Source organism: Streptomyces sp. NPDC007088, from assembly GCF_042869355.1.
GTDB lineage: Bacteria > Actinomycetota > Actinomycetes > Streptomycetales > Streptomycetaceae > Streptomyces.
Genome location: NZ_JBIAFO010000008.1, coordinates 210,633 through 233,089, shown reverse-complemented (window position 1 = coordinate 233,089; position 22,457 = coordinate 210,633). Strand labels below are relative to the sequence as shown.

Genomic DNA, 22,457 nt, shown 5'->3' with positions numbered 1-22,457 from the left:
CGCACCCGGTTTGAAACGCCCGTTTGCGTCTACCTTCCAGACATGACGGAGACCGTGCGCGAGACGGAACGGAAGTACGAGGCCGACACCGACGAAGCAGGCGCCCTCCCGCCGCTCCCGGAGCTGAGGAAGCTCCCGGGGGTGGCCGCCGAGGCGGACACCGGCGTCCAGGAACTGGACGCCACGTACTACGACACCGAGGACCTCGCGCTCGCGGCCGCGCGCATCACGCTGCGCCGCCGCACCGGGGGCGAGGACGCGGGCTGGCACCTCAAGCTCCCCGTCTCCCGGGACGTACGCGAGGAGGTGCGCCTTCCCCTCGCCGACACCCTGCCACCCCCGCTCGCCGGTCTCCTGCGCGCCCGCACCCGCGGCGCCGCGCTGCTGCCCGCCGTCCGGCTGCGGAGCCGGCGCACCGTGCGCACGCTGTACGACGCGCGGCGGCGCGCGCTCGCCGAACTGAGCGCCGACGAGGTCGAGGCCGAACGCCTCTCGGGCCCCACGAAGGGCAGGCGCGCCGCGTGGGCCGAGGCCGAACTCGAACTCGGCGCCGGAACCGACCCGAAACTGTTCGGCCGGGCCGAGAAGCGGCTCGCGAAGGCCGGTTACCGGCGCTCCTGCGCCCCGTCCAAACTCGCCCGCGCCCTGGAGGAGACCGGAGCGGCACCCGCGCCCGGCCCCGCCACCGCCCCGGCCGCCCAGGACACGACGGCCGGAGCCGAGGTCCTCGCCTATCTGCGGGCCCAGTACGAGGAACTGCTCGCCCGCGACGTCGCGGTGCGCCGCGAACTGCCCGACGCCGTCCACAAGATGCGGGTCGCCCTGCGCCGCAGCCGCAGCGCCCTGCGCTCGTACCGCCCGGTACTGGACGCCGCCGCCACCGATCCGCTGCGCGCCGAACTCAAGTGGCTCGCGGGAGAACTCGGCGTCGACCGCGACCGCGAGGTGCTGGCCGGACGTCTCGCGGCGCGCGTCGCCGAGACGGACACCGCCCTCCTGCTCGGCCCCGTCGAGGCCCGGCTGCGCCAGTGGTCGGTCGCCGCGGAGCAGGAGTCCCGGGCCCGGGTGCGCGCCGCCCTCGACAGCGAGCGCTACCTCCGCCTGCTCGACGCGCTCGACGCCCTGTTCGCCGCCCCGCCGCTGCGCGGGAAGGCGGCCCGTCCCGCGTCGAAGGTCCTGCCCAAGGCCGTCGCGAAGGAGCACCACCGGCTCGCCGTACGCATGGAGCGCGCCCTCGCCCTGCCCCCGGGGCCCGGACGCGACCGGGCGCTGCACGAGGCCCGCAAGAAGGCCAAACGCCTCCGCTACGCCGCCGAGGCCGCGAAACCCTCCTGCGGGAAGGCCGCCAAACGCCTCGCGAAGGACGTCAAGGCCCTTCAGTCCCTGCTCGGCGACCACCACGACAGCGCCGTCGCCCGCGCCACCCTGCGGGAGACCGGCGTCCGCGCCCACACGGCGGGGGAGACCGCCTTCACCTGGGGCCTGCTGCACGGCCGGGAGGAGGCCAGGGCCCTCGACCACGAGCGTGAGCTGCCCGGCGTCTGGGCGGGACTCGCGGACCGCGACACACGGGCCGAGCTGAGCTGAGGGGCGCCGACCGCGCGGCGGCGTGGCGCGGGGGCCGCGGCCCGGAACCGGGCGCCGCCCCGAGACGCGGGCCGGGCCGGGCCCCGCACCGGCCCACGCCGCCGGCGGCCGGCCGCACCCGGTCCGGCGCCCGGCCGCGTCACGCTACGCTGGAGGATCACGCCTCTTTCCCGGAGGCGGCCCGTGTCCGCACGCAAAAGGTCAGCGAGATGTCTGCTCAGTCCGCCCCATCGGTGTTTCCGCAGCTCGAAGCCCTGCTCCCGCATGTGCAGAAGCCCATCCAGTACGTCGGTGGCGAGCTGAACTCCACGGTCAAGCCGTGGGAGGAGTGCGACGTGCGCTGGGCGCTCATGTACCCGGACGCCTACGAGGTGGGGCTGCCCAACCAGGGCGTCATGATCCTCTACGAGGTACTGAACGAACGCGAGGGCGTCCTCGCCGAGCGCACCTACAGCGTGTGGCCCGACCTCGAAGAGCTGATGCGGGAGCACAAGGTCCCGCAGTTCACCGTGGACAGCCACCGCCCGGTCGGCGCCTTCGACGTGTTCGGCCTCAGCTTCTCGACCGAGCTGGGCTACACCAACATGCTCGCCGCCCTCGACCTCGCGGGCATCCCGCTGGAGGCCAGGAACCGTACCGAGGACCACCCCGTGGTGCTCGCCGGCGGCCACGCCGCCTTCAACCCCGAGCCCATCGCGGACTTCATCGACTGCGCCGTCATCGGCGACGGCGAGCAGGCCGTCCTGGAGATCACCGACATCGTCCGCGCCTGGAAGGCCGAGGGCCGCCCCGGCGGCCGCGACGAGCTGCTGCTGCGCCTCGCGAAGACCGGCGGCGTCTACGTCCCGCGCTTCTACGACGTCGAGTACCTGCCCGACGGCCGCATCGCCCGCACCGTGCCCAACCGCTCCGGGGTGCCGTGGCGCGTCTCCAAGCACACCGTGATGGACCTCGACGAGTGGCCCTACCCCAAGCAGCCGCTCGTCCCGCTCGCCGAGACCGTGCACGAGCGGATGTCCGTCGAGATCTTCCGCGGCTGCACGCGCGGCTGCCGCTTCTGCCAGGCCGGGATGATCACCCGGCCGGTGCGCGAACGGTCCATCACCGGCATCGGCGACATGGTCGAGAAGGGCCTCAAGGCGACCGGCTTCGAGGAGGTCGGCCTGCTGTCGCTGTCCTCCGCCGACCACTCCGAGATCGCCGACGTGGCCAAGGGCCTCGCCGACCGGTACGAGGAGGACAAGATCGGCCTGTCCCTCCCCTCCACCCGTGTCGACGCCTTCAACGTGGACCTGGCCAACGAGCTGACCCGCAACGGCCGCCGCTCCGGCCTCACCTTCGCCCCCGAGGGCGGCTCCGAGCGGATGCGCAAGGTCATCAACAAGATGGTCTCCGAGGACGACCTGATCCGCACCGTCTCCACCGCGTACGGGAACGGCTGGCGCCAGGTCAAGCTGTACTTCATGTGCGGTCTGCCCACCGAGACCGACGAGGACGTCCTCCAGATCGCCGACATGGCGACCAGCGTCATCGCCGAGGGCCGCAGGGTCTCCGGCAAGAACGACATCCGCTGCACCGTCTCCATCGGCGGGTTCGTGCCCAAGCCGCACACGCCCTTCCAGTGGGCCCCGCAGCTGTCCGCCGAGGAGACCGACGCCCGCCTCGGCAAGCTCCGCGACAAGATCCGCGGCGACAAGAAGTACGGCCGCTCCATCGGCTTCCGCTACCACGACGGCAAGCCCGGCATCGTCGAGGGCCTGCTCTCGCGCGGCGACCGCCGTGTGGGCTCGGTCATCCGCGCGGTCTACGAGGACGGCGGCCGCTTCGACGGCTGGCGCGAGTACTTCTCGTACGACCGCTGGATGGCCTGCGCCGCGAAGACGCTGCCCGCCTTCGGCCTCGACGTCGACTGGTACACGACCCGCGAGCGCACCTACGAGGAGGTCCTGCCCTGGGACCACCTCGACTCCGGTCTCGACAAGGACTGGCTGTGGGAGGACTGGCAGGACGCCCTCGACGAGACCGAGGTCGAGGACTGCCGCTGGACCCCGTGCTTCGACTGCGGCGTGTGCCCCTCGATGCAGACCGAGATCCAGGTCGGCCCGACGGGGAGGAAACTGCTGCCGCTCATGGTGAAGTGACCCACCGGGCCGGCCGGTACCTCCGGTAACGACTCGGCCACCGTGCCGTACGGGCGGGATACGTTCCCGCGCGGGCCACGTCTGTGGGTACATGGACCTTGAGAAGGCGCCCCCGCCGGACGGAGCGGCCCCCGGCGGATGCCTGGCCGCCGTGATCCGCGTCCCGGTCAGGATCTTCGCGCTCCTCGTCCTCGTCCCGGTGCGTCTGGCGTGGGACGCGGCCGCGGGAGGCGGCCGGTTCCTCCACCGGCGCGTCCTCCTCCCGCTGGGCCGCGGACTTTGGCTGCTCGCGTACGGGGTGCTGGTGTGGCCCTTCCGCGCGCTGTGGCGGTACGGATGCGTGCCGACGGGCCGGGTGCTGGCCCGGCTCGGGCACGTCCTGTTCGTCGTCCCGGCCGGGTGGCTGGGCCACGGCGTGTTCGCCCCGCTCGGCAGGTGGCTGACGCGGGCTTGCGCCGGGCTGGGCCGGGGCGTGTGGGCGGGACTGTCGTGGACCGGCTCCGGTGCCGCCCGCCTCGGCCGCTACGTGGGCGGCGCGCTCGCCCGGTCCGGACGCGCGGTGTGGTCCGGGGTGTCCTGGGCGGGACGCGGCGTGCGGGGCGGACTCGCTCGGTGCGGTCGCACGGTGTGGGGCGGGCTCGCCTGGGCCGGGCGGTCGGTGGGGGCGGGCGTGTCGTGGGCGGGACGCGGGCTCGGGGCGGTCGTCTCGCGGGCCGGGCGCGCCGGGTGGACCGGCGTGTCCTGGGCGGCGCGAGGCGTCTGGACCGGCGTGTCCCGGGTCGCGCGAGCCGGCTGGGCCGGGCTCTCCTGGGCCGGACGTGGTCTCGGGGCCGCGCTCGCCTGGGCCGGGCGTGGCGTGGGGGCCGGGGTGTCGTGGGCCGGACGCGTCGCCTGGGCGGGAGTCTCGTGGGCCGGGCGAGGCATGGGGGCCGGGCTGTCCTGGGTGGGGCGCGCCGTGGGGGCGGGATGTGCGGCGGTCGGACGGTTCGTGTGGGCGGGGTGTGCGGCGGTAGGGCGGACCGTGTGGGCGGGAGCGTCGTGGGCCGGGCGGACCGTGTGGGCGGGGGTCTCGTGGGCCGGGCGGACGGTCTGGGCCGGGGTCGCGTGGGCGGGGCGGACCGTGTGGGCCGGGGTCGCGTGGGCCGGGCGCGGGCTGCTGGCCGCCGGGTCCTTCCTCGTCCGGTGGCTCGTGCTCGTACCCGCTCTCGCGCTGTGGCGCTGGTTGCTCTCCCCGCTCGGGCGCGGCCTCGTCCTCCTTTGCCGGGAGGCCGCGGACGCCGTGGCCCTCGGCTGGCGGCTCGCGGGGCGGGTGTCGAACGCGGCGGGGCGGCTCCTCGTACGCCTGCTGCGGTGGACCTTCGTGGAACCCGTCCGGTGGGCCTGGTCCCGCGTGCTCACCCCGATGGGGCACTTCGTACGTGACGAGGTGTGGCGGCCCGCCCGGCGGGTCGCCCGGGAGACGCTCGCCGCCGCCCGCCACACCGTGCGCCTGGCCGTGGCCACGGCCCGGCGGACCGTGCGGCAGACCCGCGCCGAACTGCGCGCGGCCGTGTTCGGCGGGCCACCGGCGGTTACCCCCGCTCCGTCCCGGGAACCCGAAGCGCCAGTGGCACGTACTCTAGGCAGTAGTAAGACCGCACTCACGAAGGACTGACTCCCCTGGGCAAGCGACAGCCCGAAGGCCCCCCGCCGGCGCCAGTGGTGCAGCGCATCAGACTGCGTTACACCAAGCGCGGCCGCCTCCGGTTCACCAGTCACCGCGATTTCCAGCGCGCGTTCGAGCGGGCCCTGCGCCGCGCCGAGGTACCCATGGCGTACTCGGCCGGCTTCACCCCGCACCCCCGGGTGTCGTACGCCAACGCCGCACCCACCGGCACCGGCAGCGAGGCCGAGTACCTGGAGATCGCGCTCGCGCAGTCCCGGGAACCGGAACCGCTGCGCGCCCTGCTCGACGAGTCGATGCCGCAGGGCCTCGACATCGTCGACGCCGTCGAGGCCCGCACCTCCGGCCTCGCCGAACGGCTCCAGGCATCCGTCTGGGAACTGCGGCTCGACGGGGTGGAACCGGAGGACGCCCGGCGCGCCGCCGAGCGCTTCGCGGCGGCCGAGTCCGTCGAGGTGCAACGCCGTACCAAGAACGGAATGCGCAGCTTCGACGCGAGGGCCGCCGTCACCCGGCTCGACCTGGAGCCCCAGCGGGCCGATGGGCCCGCCGGACGCCCCTGTGCGATACTGCGCCTGGTTGTACGGCACGTGACGCCTGCCGTGCGCCCTGACGACGTCCTGTCCGCTCTCCGAGCCGTGGCCGACCTGGCGCCGCCGGTCCCCGTCGCGGTGACCAGGCTGGCGCAGGGGCCCCTCGATGAGGAGAGCGGCACGGTGACCGACCCGCTCGCGCCCGACCGCGAGGCGGCCTCGGCCGTCGTGGCTCCCGCCACGGCCGCCGTACCCGCCACCGCGACGGTGTCCGCGCCGGAAGGTCCCGCGTAAGGAAAGTCGTGCAGCGCACCGCCCTCGCACTCGGGAGCCACCTGGGTCGGGCGGAGCGATACGACCACAAGACTTTCGCCAGGCCGTGCGCATCCCGCGTACGGAACCGGCGAGACAGACACTGAAAGCTCCCGAGCGGCGCCCGCGCCCCGGACGGCGGCCCCGCGCACAGCGTGGGCCCGCGGACGTCACCGGAACAGGCGCGGCGCCCGGGAGCCCGACGGGAGAACCGCCCGCAATGCTTGAACCGACCGAACCCACGACCGCCACATCCGCGAACGGCGAGGACTCCTCGCCCAGCGACACACTGCCGCCGCGCCGCAGGCGCCGCGCCGCCTCCCGCCCCGCGGGCCCGCCCGTGACGGGCGCCGCCGAGCAGGCCGAGCCCGCCCCCACGGCCGGGGCGAAGGACGACACCGCCGCCCCCGCCGCCGAGGAGGCCGCTGTGGCCCGCCCGCGCCGCCGTGCGACCCGTAAGGCCACGGCACCGGCTGGCTCCCCGCAGCCCGCCGAGCCGGCCGCCGCCGTCGAGACGGCGCCCGAGGCCGCCGCCCCGCAGGCCGAGGCGCCCGCCGCCGAGGAGGCCGCCCCGGCCCGCCCGCGCCGCCGTGCGACCCGTAAGGCCACGGCACCGGCAGGCTCCCCGCAGCCCGCCGAGCCGGCCGCCGCCGAGAGCACCGCCCCGGCCGCCCAGGAGACGCCCGCCGAGTCCGGCGCGGCCGACACCGAGCCGGCCCCCGCGCCGCGCGCCCGGCGCCGCGCCACGCGCAGGGCCACCGCCCCCACCGGCAGCCCCGAGCCCGCCGAGGTGACCGAGGCCGTGGAGAGCGCCGAAGAGGTGGCCGCACCCGAGGCCCCCGCCGCGCCCGCCGCCGAGGAGCCCGCCGCCCCGCGCGCCGCCCGCCGCGGCGCGCGCCGCAAGGCGGAGCCCGTCACGACGGAGACCGTCGAGGAGAGCGCCGCGGCCGAGCGGCCCGAGCCGGCCGCCTCGGGTACCTCCGGTGCCACAGCCGCCTCCGGTGCCTCCGGTACGGAGGAGGGCGGGCAGCGCCGCGCCCGCCGCCGCCCCGCGCGCAAGGTCACCTTCTCCGAGCCGCAGCCCGGCAGCCGGCGCGCCGCCGCCGAGGACGCCGAGGCCGACCGCAAGACCGCCCGCCCCGCCGTGCCGGTCTTCCGCGCCCCCGTCTTCACCGAGCCCATGTTCCAGACGCCGGAGCGCGCCGCCATCGCGGCCGCCGCCGGGTACGCCGAGGCCGACGAGGAGCTCCAGGACGAGCCGGCGCAGCCGCAGGAGACCGCCGAGTCCGGTTCGCGCGGCCGCAAGCGCCGCCGTGGCGGGGAACCGCAGCAGGCCCCCGCCGCCGAGTCCCGCCAGGAGCGCAGGAAGCGCGGTACGGCCCAGGAGGCCCCGGCCCGTACCGAGGACGAGGACACGCGGCCCGCGCCCGAGGCCCCGCGCCCCGCCGCCCCGGCCCCCGAGACCACGGACGAGACCACCGACTCCGCCGTCACCGACTCGGCCGACCACGGGGACGGCGAGCACGAGGACGCGGGCGAGCGCCCGAGCAGGCGCCGTCGCCGGGGCGGCCGTCGCCGTCGCCGGGGCGAGTCCGCCGAGCAGGACCAGTACGGCGAGCGGTACGAGGGCGACGCCGAGCAGGGCGACACCGAGGACACGGACGAGTCCGCCCAGGACTCCGAGGACACCCAGGACACCCAGGGCTCCGCCACCCCCGCCCCCGCGCCCTCCGGGTCCGGTGAGCGCCGCCGCGAGCGCGAGGCGGACACCGCGCGGGCCGGGGAGGACGAGGAGCCCGCCGGACAGGAGGCGGACGACCACTCCGCCGAGCGCGCCGAGGACGACTACTCCGGCTCCTCCAGCAGCCGCAGGCGGCGCCGTCGCAGGCGCCGCGCGGGCGACGCGAGCGCCGACCACGACTCCCGCCCCGGGGCCGACGACCCCGAGCGCACCGTGGTCAAGGTCCGCGAGCCCAAGGAACGCCGCAGGGAGACCGACCCCAGCGACGAGGTGCAGTCCATCAAGGGCTCCACCCGCCTGGAGGCCAAGAAGCAGCGCCGCCGCGAGGGCCGCGAGCAGGGCCGGCGCCGCGTGCCGATCATCAGCGAGGCGGAGTTCCTCGCGCGCCGCGAGGCCGTCGAGCGCGTCATGGTGGTCCGCGAGAACGGCGAGCGCACCCAGATCGGCGTGCTGGAGGACGACGTCCTCGTCGAGCACTACGTCAACAAGGAGCAGTCGACCTCGTACGTCGGCAACGTCTACCTCGGCAAGGTGCAGAACGTCCTGCCCTCGATGGAGGCCGCCTTCATCGACATCGGCAAGGGCCGCAACGCCGTGCTCTACGCCGGTGAGGTCAACTTCGAGGCGCTCGGCCTCTCGGGCGGCCCGCGCCGCATCGAGACCGCCCTCAAGTCCGGCCAGCCGGTCCTGGTCCAGGTCACCAAGGACCCCATCGGCCACAAGGGCGCCCGCCTCACCAGCCAGGTCTCCCTCCCGGGCCGCTACCTCGTGTACGTGCCCGAGGGCTCGATGACCGGGATCAGCCGCAAGCTGCCCGACACCGAGCGGGCCCGTCTCAAGACCATCCTCAAGAAGATCGTCCCCGAGGACGCGGGCGTCATCGTGCGCACCGCCGCCGAGGGCGCGAGCGAGGAGGAGCTGCGCCGCGACGTCGAACGTCTCCAGGGGCAGTGGGAGGAGATCCAGAAGAAGGCCAAGGGCGGCAACGCGCCGACGCTGCTCTACGGCGAGCCCGACATGACCGTCCGGGTCGTGCGGGACATCTTCAACGAGGACTTCTCCAAGGTCGTCGTCAGCGGCGACACCGCGTGGCAGACCATCCACGGCTACGTCTCGCACGTCGCCCCCGACCTCGTCGACCGGCTCTCGAAGTGGACCTCCGAGGTCGACGTCTTCGCGACGTACCGCATCGACGAGCAGCTCGCCAAGGCCCTCGACCGCAAGGTGTGGCTGCCCTCCGGCGGCTCCCTCGTGATCGACAAGACCGAGGCCATGATCGTGGTCGACGTCAACACCGGCAAGTTCACCGGCCAGGGCGGCAACCTGGAGGAGACCGTCACCAGGAACAACCTGGAGGCGGCCGAGGAGATCGTGCGCCAGCTGCGGCTGCGCGACCTCGGTGGCATCGTCGTCATCGACTTCATCGACATGGTCCTGGAGTCCAACCGCGACCTCGTGCTGCGCCGCCTCCTGGAGTGCCTGGGCCGCGACCGCACCAAGCATCAGGTCGCCGAGGTCACCTCGCTCGGCCTCGTGCAGATGACCCGTAAGCGGGTCGGCCAGGGGCTCCTGGAGTCCTTCTCCGAGACCTGCGTGCACTGCAACGGGCGCGGCGTCATCGTCCACCTCGACCAGCCCACCGCGGCCGGTGGCGGCGGGAACGGCAAGCGCGCCAAGAAGAAGGGCAAGGGCGACGCGGGCCACGAGCACGAGCACGCCGTGACCGCCGAGCCGGCCCACGAGCACCAGCACGAGCCGCAGGCCGAGACGGAGGCCGAGGTGGCCGCCGAGGCCGCCGAGCCCACCGCGCTCCCCTCCCCGCAGTTCACGCCCGACGAGGAGCTGTACAGCAGCGCCGCCGAGGCCGAGGCCGCCGCGGGACGCGGTGGCCGACGCGACCGCTCCCGGCGCCGCGCCTCCCGCAGGGCCTCCGCGCCCGCCGGGGCGCCGCGCGGCGGCGAGGAGCAGGCCGCGCAGGACGCGGTCGGCACCTACGACCCCGAGGCGCTGAAGGACGGGGCCGACGGCGGGGCGGAGGCGAAGGCCGCGACGGTCGTCGAGCCCACCCCCGCGCCGCTCGCCGAACCGGTCGTCGAACCTGAGGTCGAGGCGGCGCCCGAGGCCGGGGAGGCGCCCGTCGCCGAGTCCGCCGCCCCGCAGGGCCGTACCCGGCGCCGCGCCACCCGGAAGGCCACGGCCCCGGCCGGTGCGCCCAAGGAGTCCGCGGAGCCGGTCGAGGTGGTCGTCGCCGTCCAGGAGACCGAGCCCGCCCCGGCCCCCGAGCCGGAGCCCGCCGCCGCGTCCAGGCCCGAGCCCGCCCCGGCCCGTGCCCGGCGCCGCGTCGTGCGCGAGGTGGCCGCCCCGGTGTCCACCGCCGCCGACGAGGCCGCCGTCGTGGTCGTCGCCGCCCCCAGGGCGCAGAGCGAGGCGGAGCCCGCCGAGAGCCCCGCGGAGGAGAGCGCCGAGCCCGCGAAGAAGACCGCCCGCAAGACGGCGGCCAAGAAGGCGACGACGGCGAAGAAGGCGGCCACCGCCAAGAAGGCCCCGGCCAAGAAGGCGCCCGCGAAGAAGGCGGGTGCCAAGAAGGCGACGGCCAAGAAGACCGCCGCCGAGGAGCCCGCCGCGGCGCCGGAAGCCGAGGCCCCCGCCGCGCAGGAGCCGGCCGCTGAGGAGGCGCCCGCCAAGAAGGCCCCGGCCCGCAAGGCGGCGGCGAAGAAGACCGCCGCCAAGAAGGCCGCCCCCGCGAAGACCGCCGCCAAGAAGACGACGGCCAAGCGGACCACGAAGCGGACGGCGGCGGCGGAGCAGTCCGCCACCGGCGTCTCCGCGCAGGCCCCGGAGACCTCCGGAGCCGAGGACTCCCCGGAGTCCTGACGGCCCCGGGGGCAGACGCCCCCGGCCGTCGTGTTCCCCGATCACCGGGGTGACGGGGCCCGGTTTGACCCTTCGGACCGGGCCCCGTAGCCTTGACCCTCGGCGTCTGTACGCCACCTTCTGAGCACCCCACCTCCTGGTGGGAGGCGCATCGCCGCCTCATCACCCGGGGAGGCCGCTCACCGTCCTTCCGGTTGACCGGGGGCCTTTCACGGCCTTCGACGGAGCGGCTGGCATCAGAAGTCCCGTTCGAGCACAGAGAGTGAGATCCGCGTGTACGCCATCGTGCGCAGCGGTGGTCGCCAGCACAAGGTTGCTGTCGACGACATCGTTGAGGTTGACAAGATTTCCACTGCCAAGGTAGGCGACACGGTCGAGCTCTCGACCCTGCTGCTCGTCGACGGCGACGCCGTCACCAGCGACCCGTGGGTGCTGGCCGGCCTGAAGGTCACGGCCGAGGTCGTGGACCACCACAAGGGCGCGAAGATCGACATCCTGCGCTACAAGAACAAGACCGGCTACCGCCGTCGTCAGGGCCACCGCCAGCAGTACACGGCGGTCAAGGTCACGGCGATCCCCACGGCTGCGAAGTAAGGGACTGAGGAGACATGGCACACAAGAAGGGCGCATCGTCCACTCGGAACGGTCGCGACTCCAACGCTCAGCGGCTCGGCGTGAAGCGCTTCGGCGGTCAGGTCGTCAACGCCGGTGAGATCATCGTCCGCCAGCGCGGCACCCACTTCCACCCGGGCTCCGGCGTCGGCCGCGGCGGCGACGACACCCTGTTCGCGCTGAACGCGGGCGCCGTGCAGTTCGGCACCCACCGTGGGCGCAACGTCGTGAACATCGTCCCGGTCGCCTGATCCAGGCACCGCACACGGTTTTCCCGCGAGGGCGGACTCCTTTCCCCTACGGCACAGCCCGTACGGGAAGCGGGTCCGCCCTTCGTGTGTTGGGACCTGTGAGAGCGCGCGCGTGCGCGCAGCGGTGGAACGGGCCGTGCACCGGCCCCCGCCGCACCCTGTCGTGAGAAAGCCGTACGGGACGTTCCGTACGCGAGAACCGCAGTAACTGGAGGCACCCACCATGACCACCTTCGTGGACCGCGTCGAACTGCACGTCGCCGCGGGTAACGGAGGCCACGGCTGTGCCTCCGTCCACCGGGAGAAGTTCAAGCCGCTCGGCGGCCCGGACGGCGGCAACGGCGGGAGGGGCGGCGACGTCGTCCTCGTCGTCGAGCAGTCCGTGACCACGCTCCTGGACTATCACCACAGCCCGCACCGCAAGGCCACCAACGGCAAGCCCGGTGAGGGCGGCAACCGCTCCGGCAAGGACGGCTCGGACCTCGTCCTGCCCGTCCCCGACGGCACCGTCGTCCTCGACCGGGCCGGGAACGTCCTCGCCGACCTCGTCGGCCAGGGCACGACCTACGTCGCGGCGCAGGGCGGTCGCGGGGGCCTGGGCAACGCGGCGCTGGCCTCGGCCCGCCGCAAGGCGCCCGGTTTCGCGCTGCTCGGTGAGCCCGGGGACCTCGGCGAGATCGTCCTGGAGCTCAAGACGGTCGCCGACGTGGCGCTCGTCGGGTTCCCGAGCGCGGGGAAGTCCTCCCTCATCTCCGTCATGTCGGCCGCCAAGCCGAAGATCGCGGACTACCCCTTCACGACCCTCGTCCCCAACCTGGGCGTGGTCACCGCCGGTTCGACCGTCTACACCGTCGCCGACGTCCCCGGCCTCATCCCCGGCGCGAGCCAGGGCAAGGGCCTGGGCCTGGAGTTCCTGCGGCACGTCGAGCGCTGCTCGGTGCTCGTGCACGTCCTGGACACCGCGACCCTGGAGTCGGACCGCGACCCGCTCTCCGACCTCGACATGATCGAGGAGGAGCTGAAGCAGTACGGCGGCCTCAACCGGCGTCCGCGCGTCGTCGTCCTCAACAAGGTCGACATCCCGGACGGCAAGGAGCTGGCCGAGATGGTCCGCCCCGACCTGGAGGCCCGCGGTTTCCGGGTCTTCGAGGTGTCGGCCGTCGCCCACACGGGCCTGCGGGAGCTGTCCTTCGCGCTCGCCGAGGTCATCGCGAAGGCCCGCGCCGCCAAGCCCGACCAGGAGGCGACCCGCGTCGTCATCCGCCCCAAGGCGGTCGACGACAGCGGCTTCACCGTCACCTACGACGAGGCCGAGGAGGTCTACCGGGTGCGCGGCGAGAAGCCGGAGCGCTGGGTGCACCAGACCGACTTCAACAACGACGAGGCCGTCGGCTACCTCGCCGACCGGCTCAGCCGCCTCGGTGTCGAGGAGGCGCTGATGAAGGCCGGCGCCCGAGCCGGGGACGGCGTGGCCATCGGCCCCGAGGAGAACGCCGTGGTCTTCGACTGGGAGCCCACCATGCTGGCCGGCGCCGAGATGCTCGGCCGCCGAGGTGAGGACCACCGCCTGGAGGCCCCCCGCCCGGCCGCCTCCCGCCGCCGCGACCGCGAGGCCGAACGCGACGAGGCCCAGCGGGAGTACGACGGCTTCAAGCCGTTCTGAGCCCGGCGCGCCGGCGCCGCCCCGCGCGGGGCGGCGCCCACCGGCGGCGAAGGGGCGCCCCCGGTCCGTTTCCCACGGACCGGGGGCGCCCCTTCTTCCTGTCCCGTCTTCCTGTCCCGGTCAGGCCATCAGGGTCACGGGGGCCGGGGGCAGCTCCGAGGGGGCGGGCGCCGGCAGGCGCTCCTCGAAGGGCACGAAGGGCAGCAGCTCCTCCTCGCCGAGGAAGACGCGGCGCACCACGCGCTCGGCGGCCCGCCCGTCGTCGTACTCGCAGAAACGGCGCCGGAAGACGTCCCGCTTCGCGGCTGCCGCGGCGCCCTTCCACTCGCCCGAGGTGAAGGCGCGCACCAGTTGCTCCTCCGTGACCGCGACGCTGCCGGGCGCCTCCTCCAGCAGGTTGAAGTAGGTGCCGCGCACCGTCGAGTAGATCTCCCAGTCGTCCGCGAAGATGACGATGGGGCGGTCCAGGTTCGCGTAGTCGAACATCGCCGAGGAGTAGTCGGTGATCAGCGCGTCCGAGGCCAGGTACAGCGTCTCCACCGTCGGGTACGCGGACACGTCCACGATCCTGCCGGAGGAGCGCAGTGCGGCGAGGCCGGGGGAGCGGTCGTAGAAGTAGTGCCCGCGCATGAGGAGCACGGTGTCCTCGCCGAGCTGCTCGCTGACGCGCGCCAGGTCGAGCCGCGGCGCGAACCCCGGGGCGTACTCGCGGTGGGTGGGCATGTAGAGCAGGGCCCGGGTGCCCTCGGCGAGACCGAGCGCGGCGCGGGCCGCGCGCACCTCCTCCGCACCCGCGTTGACCAGTACGTCGTTGCGCGGGTAACCCGTCTCCAGGGAGACGTAGTTGCAGGGGTAGACCCGCTCCCAGATCGCCGTGGAGAAGGAGTTGGCGGAGAGGCTGTAGTCCCAGCGGTCCGAGCGCGCGAGCATCTTCTTGAAGCTCATCGTGGTGGAGGCGGGGTACTTGCGCTGGTCCAGGCCCATGCTCTTGAGCGGGGTGCCGTGGTGCGTCTGGAGGTGGATCTGTCCCTCGCGCTTGATCACCGCGTCGCTGAAGTTGACGTTGTTGACGAAGTACTTGGCGCGCACGGTCGTGTTCCAGAACTCGCGCGAACCGATCGCCACCGCCTCGGTGCCCGGCGGGAGCTGCTCCATGCGGTCGGCGTGGACGGCCCAGACCTGCTGTATCTCCGGCGCCAGGCGGGCCAGTTCGGCGGCTATCGCGGCCGGGTTGCAGGAGACGCCACGGCTCCAGTACGCCGAGAACAGGGCGAGGTTCTCGTCGACCTTCGCGCGGCGCACCTGGGAGCGGTAGATCAGGTTCTGCGCCTTGCGCTTGGACTTGTTGACGGTCTTGCGGGTGCGGCTGCGCAGCGCGCGCTTGGTGCGGGAGGCGGCGCCGCTGCTCGTCATCAGGGCGTAGGCGTCTCGCTCGATCAGCGCGTACTTGTGGCCCCTGTTCCCCTCGGGGCGCAGGAAGTTGTCCGGGACATAGGCTCGGTAGTGGGCCGAGGCGCGGTGGAAGAACTCGGCGCGCGCCTCGACCGGCAGCCGCTCGGGCTTCTCCAGGATCGTCAGGTAGTGGTCGACCATCTTGCGGAACAGCGGGCCGCGCCAGGTCTGCAGCTCGGGTCGGTTGTCGAGGAAGTCGAAGATGCGGCCGTACTGGTCGAAGGCGTCGAAGTGCTTACGGCTACGGGTCGCGAGGATGTTGCCGCCCTCGCGGCGCTGGCGGTACTGGACACAGACCCGGTCGAGCACGGCGATCGACTCGGCCGCGATCATGGAGCAGTAGGTCCAGGGAGCGTCCTCGTAGTACCCGGGCGGGAAGAGGAAGCCCTCGCTCTCGACGAAGTCCCTGCGGTACGCCTTGTTCCACACGATCTGCAGGAGGTTCAGCAGCTCGGGGCGCTCGTTCAGCGCGAAGGAGGCGGGCCCCTCCTCGTCCAGCAGGTGCGCGACGGTGTTGCGCAGCACCTTGCCCCACCAGTAGGTGCGCTCGTAGTCGTAGATCAGCACCTGGGGGTTGTCCGCGGCCTTGATCCGGGCGGCGATGGCGCTGAGCGAGCCGGGCGTGAGGGTGTCGTCGCTGTCGAGGAAGAGGAGGTACTCGCCGGTGGCCTGCGCGAGCGCGGCGTTGCGGGCACGGCCCAGGCCGACGTTCTCCGGCAGGTGCAGTACCCGCACCCGGGAGTCCTGCTCGGCGTAACTGTCGAGGATGCGCCCGCAGTTGTCGGGTGAGCAGTCGTCGACCGCTATCAGTTCGAAGTCATCGAAGTCCTGCGCGAGGACCGAATCCAGGCACTCCGCCAGATAGCTCTGGACCTTGAAGACGGGGACTACCAGGGTGAAGTACGGCAATGTTCCAACCTGTTCGATCACAGAGGGCGAAAATGCGAACTGATGACTGCTCGTTTACGGTCAGTTGCCGAGGGCAAACGCAATCGTTCAGTTGAGGTTCATCAGAAAGATTAGCGCTGTCTCGCTGGGAGAGTCAGTGGCGGTTTTGGGTGAGTGGGAGACAAAAGCAGCGCTTAGTGATCGAAAAGGGCAATAGGGCAAGCAGTTGTGACACGTGTTTCGTCTCACGTCCGTGCCGCGCAACCGCCGGGCTCCGCTGCTCGTCTGTCGCCTGGTCCGCGCGGGGACCCGCACAGCAAGGCCCTGCCCCACGACGAGGCCCTGCCCCCCCCGGTCCGGGGGGGGCAGGGCCTCGTCGTGCCGGAGGCTCCGGAAGCGTCCTCAGTCGCCGGTGCGCTCCATCATGTCGCCGGCGTCCGCCGTCTCCCTGCCGTCGACCGTCTCCATGCCGTCCATCGCCTCGACCTCCTCGGCGTGCGCCGAGGAGGGGGGCTGGGACGGGATGAGGGTCGAGGACCGGTCGGCGCCGCGGGCGAGGGCGCGGGCCTCGCGGGCCTCGGCCACCGCGGCGAGGGCGTCGACGGCGCGGCCGAAACGGACCTGGGAGCTGGGCTCGTCCGGGCCGAGCAGCCGCTCCTTGAGCGCGGCACGGGCCGGGGCCAGCCGGTCGGGCTCCGGGGCGCGCACGGCCGCGAGCAGCGCGGGCAGCTCCCGCGCCTGCGGGGTCAGCACGGTGGCCGCCGAGACGGTCGGGAACTCGCGGAGGAACTCCTCCTCCGTCAGTCCCGAGGTGTTCGCCACCGCGTACGGCTTCCCGCTGGCCAGGTAGTCGGACACGACGCTGGACACGTCGCTGATCAGCAGGTCCGCCTGGTTGAAGCAGGAGTACAGCGAGGGCCGCGGGCCCGTGACGATCTGGTGGCGGCCCTCGGGCAGCGAGGCCCAGTACGCGGCCTCCCACTCCTCCGTGGCCCGGCTGACGGCCAGGCTGCGCCCCTCGCGCGGGGTGCCCTGGACGAGCATCCGCTCCAGTTCGTCCGCGCCCCGGCGGTAGTCCGCCGCGGTCAGCCGGTCCAGCTCGGCGCTGAGCCGGTCCAGCTCGGCCGAGGCCGTCCCCGACGGGCCCTGCGCGGCTCCCGCCCGCTCGATCATGGTCTGGATGCGCTGGTCGGCGGCGCCCGCGCGCGGGTCCACCGAGCCGGTCATCGGGTGCGGCTTGTAGAGGAGCCGGACCCCGGGGTCGGCGAGCAGTTCGCGGACGATGTTCTCGCCCGCCTCGATGACCGAGGTGTTGCCCGGGTTGCCGTCCCAGCCCTCCCAGGTGGGGGCGTACAGCACCGTCGTGACGGCGCCGGGGGCGCCCTTCGCCCGGTCGATGCCCCGGAGCTGCGGCCGGCCGATCTCCACGATGTCCCGGTCGTCGACGCCGACGTCGGCGAGGGCGTACCGCTCGCGGGCCGCGGGACCGGCGACCCACACCTCGTCGTACGCCTTCGCGTACGGGTTGCAGCTCGACAGCTTGTCGCTCTCGCCGTGGTTGACGAAGGCGTGCTTGATGGACGGGATGCGCAGGACCTGGGAGGTCTTGCCCGAGTTCGCCGGGTGCAGCAGCGTGTTGAGCGTCGAGTGCTCCAGGCGCATGAGGTGGGCGACCTTCGGCAGGCACAGGATCGGCAGGTCCGTCGCGCCGATCTTCTGCACCATGAACCGCTCGCGCAGCACGATCAGCGGACGGCCCTCCAGACCGGCCAGCGGTTCGAGCCACATGTTCGCCTGGTACGCGGAGGAGGCGCCGCCCGAGAAGTACATGCCGGTGGTCGGCCGGTAGTCCGCGAGCCAGTTGTCGAGCCAGGCGAGGGCCTGCTCGTCGCCCAGCGCCCGACGCGAGGGCAGCAGGTGCACGAACAGGCGCGCGATGCCCGCCAGCGAGAGCAGCAGGGACACCGCGATGCCCGCGACCCCGGCGGCCGGCGCGTCCGCCCCGGCCATGACGGTCAGCCCGACCGTGGCCGGCAGGCCGAAGCCGAGCAGCCGGTGCCCGGGACGGCGCAGCAGCAGGGCCGGGGGGGCCGGCGTCAGCCGCAGGCCGCTCGTGTCGATGTTGCGGGTCGCGAAGGGCAGCGTCCTGGACCGGCGCACCAGGATCGCCCCGGCCTGCGAGACGGAGTGCAGCGCGTAGACGAGCAGGAGACCGCACACCACCGCCAGGTAGTAGCCGTCCTGGGCGATGTCGTCGATCCGCACCAGCCCCACGACCAGCAGCAGATCGCGCAGGACCTGGCGCAGGGTGACGTCGGCCCGCAGCCGGGTGAGCGTGGCCAGGGCGGGCTTCTGCCAGCGGTGCATGATCAGCTCGACGGCCAGCCCGGCCGCGGCCGACACGACCAGCAGGGTGGTCCGCGGCAGCAGCGCGCCCAACGCCAGAGCGACGAAGGACAGGGCCAGGACCCCGGTAGTCAGGAGTCGACCGGCCTGACTGCGGAGGTGGCGGTAGGTGGGGGGCACTACTCAGTCTCCAAGGACTCGGATCGGCAGGGATGTCAGAGGGGCAGGAGGGGAACACTCCGCGCGAGGGCGGCCGACAGGGACAACGGTAAGACCGCTTCCCAGGTACCGGCTGTGAGGGAGTCGACATCGCCGCTGTGGGGGAAGCTGCCGAAGGCGACCGGGGGCCTGTCTGCCCGCGGAGAGTGCCCGCATACCTGTGGACAAGGTCACTCCACCATTCCACGCGCTTCCCGTCACCTGGCTCGACGGCACGAGAATGGCATGAGTGGGAAAGGGTTACTGCTGACGGGGCATGAGTATCGCACGTAGTGTCCAGCCCCCTACAGCAGGTCGATCGCCTGTTCACGCCGCCCCCGGACCCTTGTCCAGCAGTCGAAATACCCCGGGGCCCCACGCCGCCGCTCCCGTAGATTGCGGGACACACGGCAGGAAAGACTGCGGGACGCACGGCAGGACAGTACGAGCGCGGAACGGCGCGACAGCGCGGCGGCGCGACGGACGAGCGGAACAGGGGAAGAGCGCGTGTCAGCGGGAAGGCGAGGAGCGGCGGCAGGTCAGGGGACACCGGGGCCGGAAGGCACGGGGGACGAACGGGGAGAGGGCGCCGCGGCGGACCGGGCGCCGACAGCCTCCTCCTCGTCCCTCCCCCCGGGCACGGTCGCGTCTCCCTCTTCCTCTGCTTCCTCTGCTTCCTCCGCGCGCACGGTCGCGCGGCAGCGCGTGGCCGAGGCCCGCAGGATCGTCGTCAAGGTCGGCTCCTCCTCCCTCACCACCGCCTCCGGCGGACTCGACGCCGACCGGGTGGACGCCCTCGTGGACGCGCTCGCCGCCGCCCGCGCCCCCGGCACCCGCGAGGTGGTCCTCGTCTCCTCCGGAGCCATCGCGGCCGGCCTCGCCCCCCTCGGACTGCGCGCCCGCCCGCGCGACCTCGCCCGCCAGCAGGCCGCCGCGAGCGTCGGACAGGGGCTGCTGGTCGCCCGGTACACCGCCTCCTTCGCCCGCTACGGCGTGCGGGTCGGGCAGGTGCTGCTCACCACCGCCGACACGAGCCGCCGCTCCCACTACCGCAACGCCTACCGCACCCTCGACCAGCTCCTGACCATGGGCGCCCTGCCGGTCGTCAACGAGAACGACACGGTCGCCACCGACGAGATCCGCTTCGGGGACAACGACCGGCTCGCCGCCCTCGTCGCCCACCTCGTCCACGCCGACCTCCTCGTCCTGCTCTCCGACGTCGACGGCCTCTACGACGGCGACCCCGCGCGGCCCGGCAGCAACCGGGTCGAGCAGGTGCGCACCCGCGCCGACCTGGCCGGGATCGAGATCGGCAGCACCGGCAAGGCCGGGGTCGGCACCGGGGGCATGGTCACCAAGGTCGAGGCCGCGCGGATCGCCGCGGCGGCCGGCATCCCCGTCGTCCTGACCTCGGCCGTCCGCGCCGCCGAGGCCCTCGCGGGCCGGGACACCGGCACCTACTTCCACCCCACCGGACGCCGCTTCGCCGACCGGCTGCTGTGGTTGCAGCACGCCTCCACCCCGCAGGGGGCGCTCAGCCTCGACGAGGGCGCGGTACGGGCCGTCGAGTACCGCAGCGCCTCGCTGCTGCCCGCCGGCATCGTCGGCGTCGAGGGCCGGTTCAGCGCGGGGGACCCCGTCGAACTGCGCGACCCCAGCGGCCGCCCCGTCGCCCGGGGGCTCGTCAACTACGACGCCGAGGAACTGCCCCGGCTGCTCGGCCGCTCCACCCGGGAACTCGCGAAGGAACTCGGCCCCGAGTACGAACGCGAGGTCGTCCACCGCGACGACCTCGTCCTGCTGCACCGGCCCTGAGCCCCGGCCGGACCGAGTGCCGGGAGGACCGCGCACCCCGGGGCGCGACGCGTACAGATGCGGGCGGGGGCTCGCACCGGGGGAGTGAAGGGGGCGCGGGACCGTACCGAACGGCCGAAAGCGCGCACCCCGCGCGAGGGACCTTCCGGGAAACGACCCCACGGCGCCGCCCGGCCTGTTCCACTGTGTTACGGCGGCCCTTCGTGTCCCGGTACCCGGAGGCCCCGCCGAGGTCCGGCGCAGGGACCGGGCCGAGGACGCCGGTACGAGGGAGGCCGTGGTGGCACGAGCGCACCCCGGGGCGCGGCCCCGGGCACTCACGAGTGTCAGGAGCACCGACATCCGCCGGCGTGAACGCGCCACGACCGAGACGGACGGGGACCACGCCGTCCGCCCCCAGCCCGAACGGCTCCCGCGGCTGTGGCACGTGACGCTCAGCGTCTCCGGCGAGAAGGCGCCGCTCGCCGACCTGCGGCGCGCCCTGGAACAACTCGCCCACGATCATCCCTTCCTCCTCACCAGCAGGTACGCCGCCGACCACGCCGAGATCCGGTACTGGGAGGAGGCCCGCGACCTGCACGACGCCGCCGCCGTCGCCCTGCGGCTGTGGGGAGAGCACCGGCTGACCGCCAGGCTGCCGCCCTGGGAGATCGTCGGCCTGGAGGTCGTCGACCGCGAGACCTACCACCACCGGGTCGCCGAGAACGCCGGGCCGCTGCCGGCCGCGCCGGTGGGCGTCCACCCGTTCTGAGCGGCGCGCGGGCGCGGGGACCGCGTGCCCGGGGCACGGGCGTGCCCGCACCCTTCGAAGGCCGACGCGCCGGGCCGTCCCCCACGCGCGGGCGGCCCGGCCCCGGGCCGTCCCCCGTGCGTGTCTCGGCCCCCGGAACATCGGCCGGGGGCCGGGCGCGCGCCGCTACGCTTCCCCCATGACCTCCCTCTCCCCGTACGACACGATGTCTCCCGTCGCCCAGGCCGCCTACCGCGCGCGGGCCGCGGCCACCGAGATCGCCGCGCTGCCGCGGTCGGTGAAGGACGACGTACTGCTCGCCATGGCGGACGCCCTGGAGGTTCGGGCCGCCGAGATCGTCGAGGCCAACGCGCTGGACGTCGCCCTCGCCCGGGAGAAGGGCACCGCCGAGTCCGTCGTCGACCGGCTGAGCCTGACCCCGGAGCGGGTCCGCGCCATCGCCTCCGACGTACGGGAGGTCATCGCACTGCCCGACCCGGTCGGCGAGGTCGTGCGCGGGTCGACGCTGCCCAACGGGATCGACCTGCGCCAGGTCCGCGTCCCGCTCGGTGTCGTCGGCATCATCTACGAGGCCCGCCCCAACGTCACCGTCGACGCCGCGGCGCTGTGCCTGAAGTCGGGCAACGCCGTCCTGCTGCGCGGTTCCTCCTCGGCCCGCGAGTCGAACGCGGCCCTCGTCCGGGTGCTGCGGGACGCGATCGGCGGCGCCGGACTGCCCGCGGACGCCGTCCAGCTCGTCCCCGGCGACAGCCACGAGTCGGTGACCGAACTCATGCGCGCCCGGGGCCAGGTGGACGTGCTGATCCCGCGCGGCGGCGCCGCGCTGATCCGCAACGTCGTGGAGAACTCCACCGTGCCCGTCATCGAGACCGGCACCGGGAACTGCCACGTGTACGTCGACGCGGACGCCGATGTCGACATGGCCGTCGAGATCCTCGTCAACTCCAAGGCGAGCCGCCCCAGCGTGTGCAACGCGGCCGAAACCCTCCTGGTGCACCAGGACATCGCGCCCGCCTTCCTGCCGAAGGCCCTCGCCGCCCTCGCCGAGGCAGGGGTCACGGTGCACGGGGACGAACGGGTCCTCGCCCACGCCGAGGGCTCCGGCGCCGCCGTCCTCCCCGCGACCCCCGAGGACTGGGAGACCGAGTACCTGTCGTACGACATCGCCGCGGGCGTCGTGGACAGCCTGGACCGGGCCGTCGCGCACATCCGGCTGTGGTCCTCCGGGCACACCGAGGCCATCGTCACGGACTCGCAGGCCGCCGCGCGCCGCTTCACCCAGTTGGTCGACTCGACCACGGTCGCGGTCAACGCCTCGACCCGCTTCACCGACGGCGGGCAGTTCGGTTTCGGCGCCGAGATCGGCATCTCCACCCAGAAACTGCACGCGCGCGGACCGATGGGCCTGCCGGAGCTGACCTCGACCAAGTACATCGTCACCGGCGACGGCCACGTGCGCTGACCGGCGCGTACCGGGGCCGGGGCGGGCCGCGGGCGGGCGGGCCCCGCGGCGCTGGCCGTGGTGGGCGGCGCGCACCGGCCGGCCCCGTACCGTCCCCCCGGCCGTCCTCCCGGCGCTCCTCCCGGCCGTTCCCCGGAAGGAGCGGGCTCCCCTCTTCTGGCCCAGGCA

13 protein-coding genes are annotated in these 22,457 nt (G+C 73.8%); 11 read left to right on the top strand and 2 right to left on the bottom strand.

Annotated elements, in window-relative coordinates:
- Positions 1 to 42 precede the first annotated feature (42 nt).
- From ACFYMP_RS15570 to obgE, 8 genes are all read left to right on the top strand, one after another.
- Complete coding sequence (locus tag ACFYMP_RS15570; protein ID WP_388856535.1) at positions 43 to 1,587, top strand: CHAD domain-containing protein; 1,545 nt, start codon at positions 43 to 45, stop codon at positions 1,585 to 1,587.
- A gap of 209 nt (positions 1,588 to 1,796) precedes the next feature.
- Positions 1,797 to 3,728, top strand: a complete 1,932-nt coding sequence (locus ACFYMP_RS15565) for a TIGR03960 family B12-binding radical SAM protein (protein WP_388856532.1) — start codon at positions 1,797 to 1,799, stop codon at positions 3,726 to 3,728.
- A 91-nt stretch (positions 3,729 to 3,819) separates the two neighbouring features.
- Entirely contained in the window at positions 3,820 to 5,382 is a 1,563-nt protein-coding gene (locus tag ACFYMP_RS15560) for a hypothetical protein (RefSeq protein ID WP_388856529.1), read from the top strand.
- 47 nt (positions 5,383 to 5,429) lie between these two features.
- Positions 5,430 to 6,218, top strand: a complete 789-nt coding sequence (locus ACFYMP_RS15555; RefSeq protein ID WP_388856526.1) for a TIGR03936 family radical SAM-associated protein — start codon at positions 5,430 to 5,432, stop codon at positions 6,216 to 6,218.
- 238 nt (positions 6,219 to 6,456) lie between these two features.
- Positions 6,457 to 10,851: an Rne/Rng family ribonuclease gene (locus ACFYMP_RS15550; protein WP_388856523.1), complete on the top strand. Its 4,395-nt coding sequence runs from the start codon at positions 6,457 to 6,459 to the stop codon at positions 10,849 to 10,851.
- Positions 10,852 to 11,124: 273 nt separating this feature from the next.
- Positions 11,125 to 11,445, top strand: a complete 321-nt coding sequence (gene rplU, locus ACFYMP_RS15545) for a 50S ribosomal protein L21 (RefSeq protein ID WP_363144977.1) — start codon at positions 11,125 to 11,127, stop codon at positions 11,443 to 11,445.
- Between the two features lie 14 nt (positions 11,446 to 11,459).
- On the top strand, positions 11,460 to 11,714 hold the full coding sequence (gene rpmA / locus ACFYMP_RS15540; RefSeq protein WP_363144978.1) for a 50S ribosomal protein L27: 255 nt from the start codon (positions 11,460 to 11,462) through the stop codon (positions 11,712 to 11,714).
- A 223-nt stretch (positions 11,715 to 11,937) separates the two neighbouring features.
- The gene (gene obgE, locus ACFYMP_RS15535; RefSeq protein ID WP_388856518.1) at positions 11,938 to 13,377 is read left to right on the top strand and encodes a GTPase ObgE; all 1,440 of its coding nucleotides are present in this window, start codon (positions 11,938 to 11,940) and stop codon (positions 13,375 to 13,377) included.
- A gap of 120 nt (positions 13,378 to 13,497) precedes the next feature.
- Here obgE and ACFYMP_RS15530 read toward each other — a convergent pair whose 3' ends face one another.
- Together ACFYMP_RS15530 and ACFYMP_RS15525 are read right to left on the bottom strand one after the other, a co-directional pair.
- Complete coding sequence (locus ACFYMP_RS15530) at positions 13,498 to 15,738, bottom strand: CDP-glycerol glycerophosphotransferase family protein (RefSeq protein ID WP_388856515.1); 2,241 nt, start codon at positions 15,736 to 15,738, stop codon at positions 13,498 to 13,500.
- 381 nt (positions 15,739 to 16,119) lie between these two features.
- Positions 16,120 to 18,243: a hypothetical protein gene (locus tag ACFYMP_RS15525; protein WP_388856512.1), complete on the bottom strand. Its 2,124-nt coding sequence runs from the start codon at positions 18,241 to 18,243 to the stop codon at positions 16,120 to 16,122.
- Between the two features lie 723 nt (positions 18,244 to 18,966).
- On the opposite strand from ACFYMP_RS15525, the gene proB reads away from it, so the two are divergent.
- The 3 genes from proB to ACFYMP_RS15510 all read left to right on the top strand — a co-directional run bounded on the left by proB (position 18,967) and on the right by ACFYMP_RS15510 (position 22,289).
- Complete coding sequence (gene proB / locus ACFYMP_RS15520) at positions 18,967 to 20,076, top strand: glutamate 5-kinase (RefSeq protein ID WP_388856509.1); 1,110 nt, start codon at positions 18,967 to 18,969, stop codon at positions 20,074 to 20,076.
- A 280-nt stretch (positions 20,077 to 20,356) separates the two neighbouring features.
- Complete coding sequence (locus ACFYMP_RS15515; protein WP_388856506.1) at positions 20,357 to 20,827, top strand: hypothetical protein; 471 nt, start codon at positions 20,357 to 20,359, stop codon at positions 20,825 to 20,827.
- 178 nt (positions 20,828 to 21,005) lie between these two features.
- Positions 21,006 to 22,289 (top strand): glutamate-5-semialdehyde dehydrogenase, encoded by a 1,284-nt coding sequence (locus ACFYMP_RS15510; RefSeq protein WP_388856503.1) that lies wholly within the window; start codon positions 21,006 to 21,008, stop codon positions 22,287 to 22,289.
- Positions 22,290 to 22,457: the final 168 nt, after the last annotated feature.

What these genes read in the sequence shown, in the direction of transcription:
- ACFYMP_RS15550 (WP_388856523.1), top strand. Translation starts at nt 6,457, where the DNA reads ATGCTTGAACCGACCGAACCCACGACCGCCACATCCGCGAACGGCGAG.
- ACFYMP_RS15560 (WP_388856529.1), top strand. Translation starts at nt 3,820, where the DNA reads ATGGACCTTGAGAAGGCGCCCCCGCCGGACGGAGCGGCCCCCGGCGGA.
- ACFYMP_RS15565 (WP_388856532.1), top strand. Translation starts at nt 1,797, where the DNA reads ATGTCTGCTCAGTCCGCCCCATCGGTGTTTCCGCAGCTCGAAGCCCTG.
- obgE (WP_388856518.1), top strand. Translation starts at nt 11,938, where the DNA reads ATGACCACCTTCGTGGACCGCGTCGAACTGCACGTCGCCGCGGGTAAC.
- rpmA (WP_363144978.1), top strand. Translation starts at nt 11,460, where the DNA reads ATGGCACACAAGAAGGGCGCATCGTCCACTCGGAACGGTCGCGACTCC.
- ACFYMP_RS15570 (WP_388856535.1), top strand. Translation starts at nt 43, where the DNA reads ATGACGGAGACCGTGCGCGAGACGGAACGGAAGTACGAGGCCGACACC.
- ACFYMP_RS15510 (WP_388856503.1), top strand. Translation starts at nt 21,006, where the DNA reads ATGACCTCCCTCTCCCCGTACGACACGATGTCTCCCGTCGCCCAGGCC.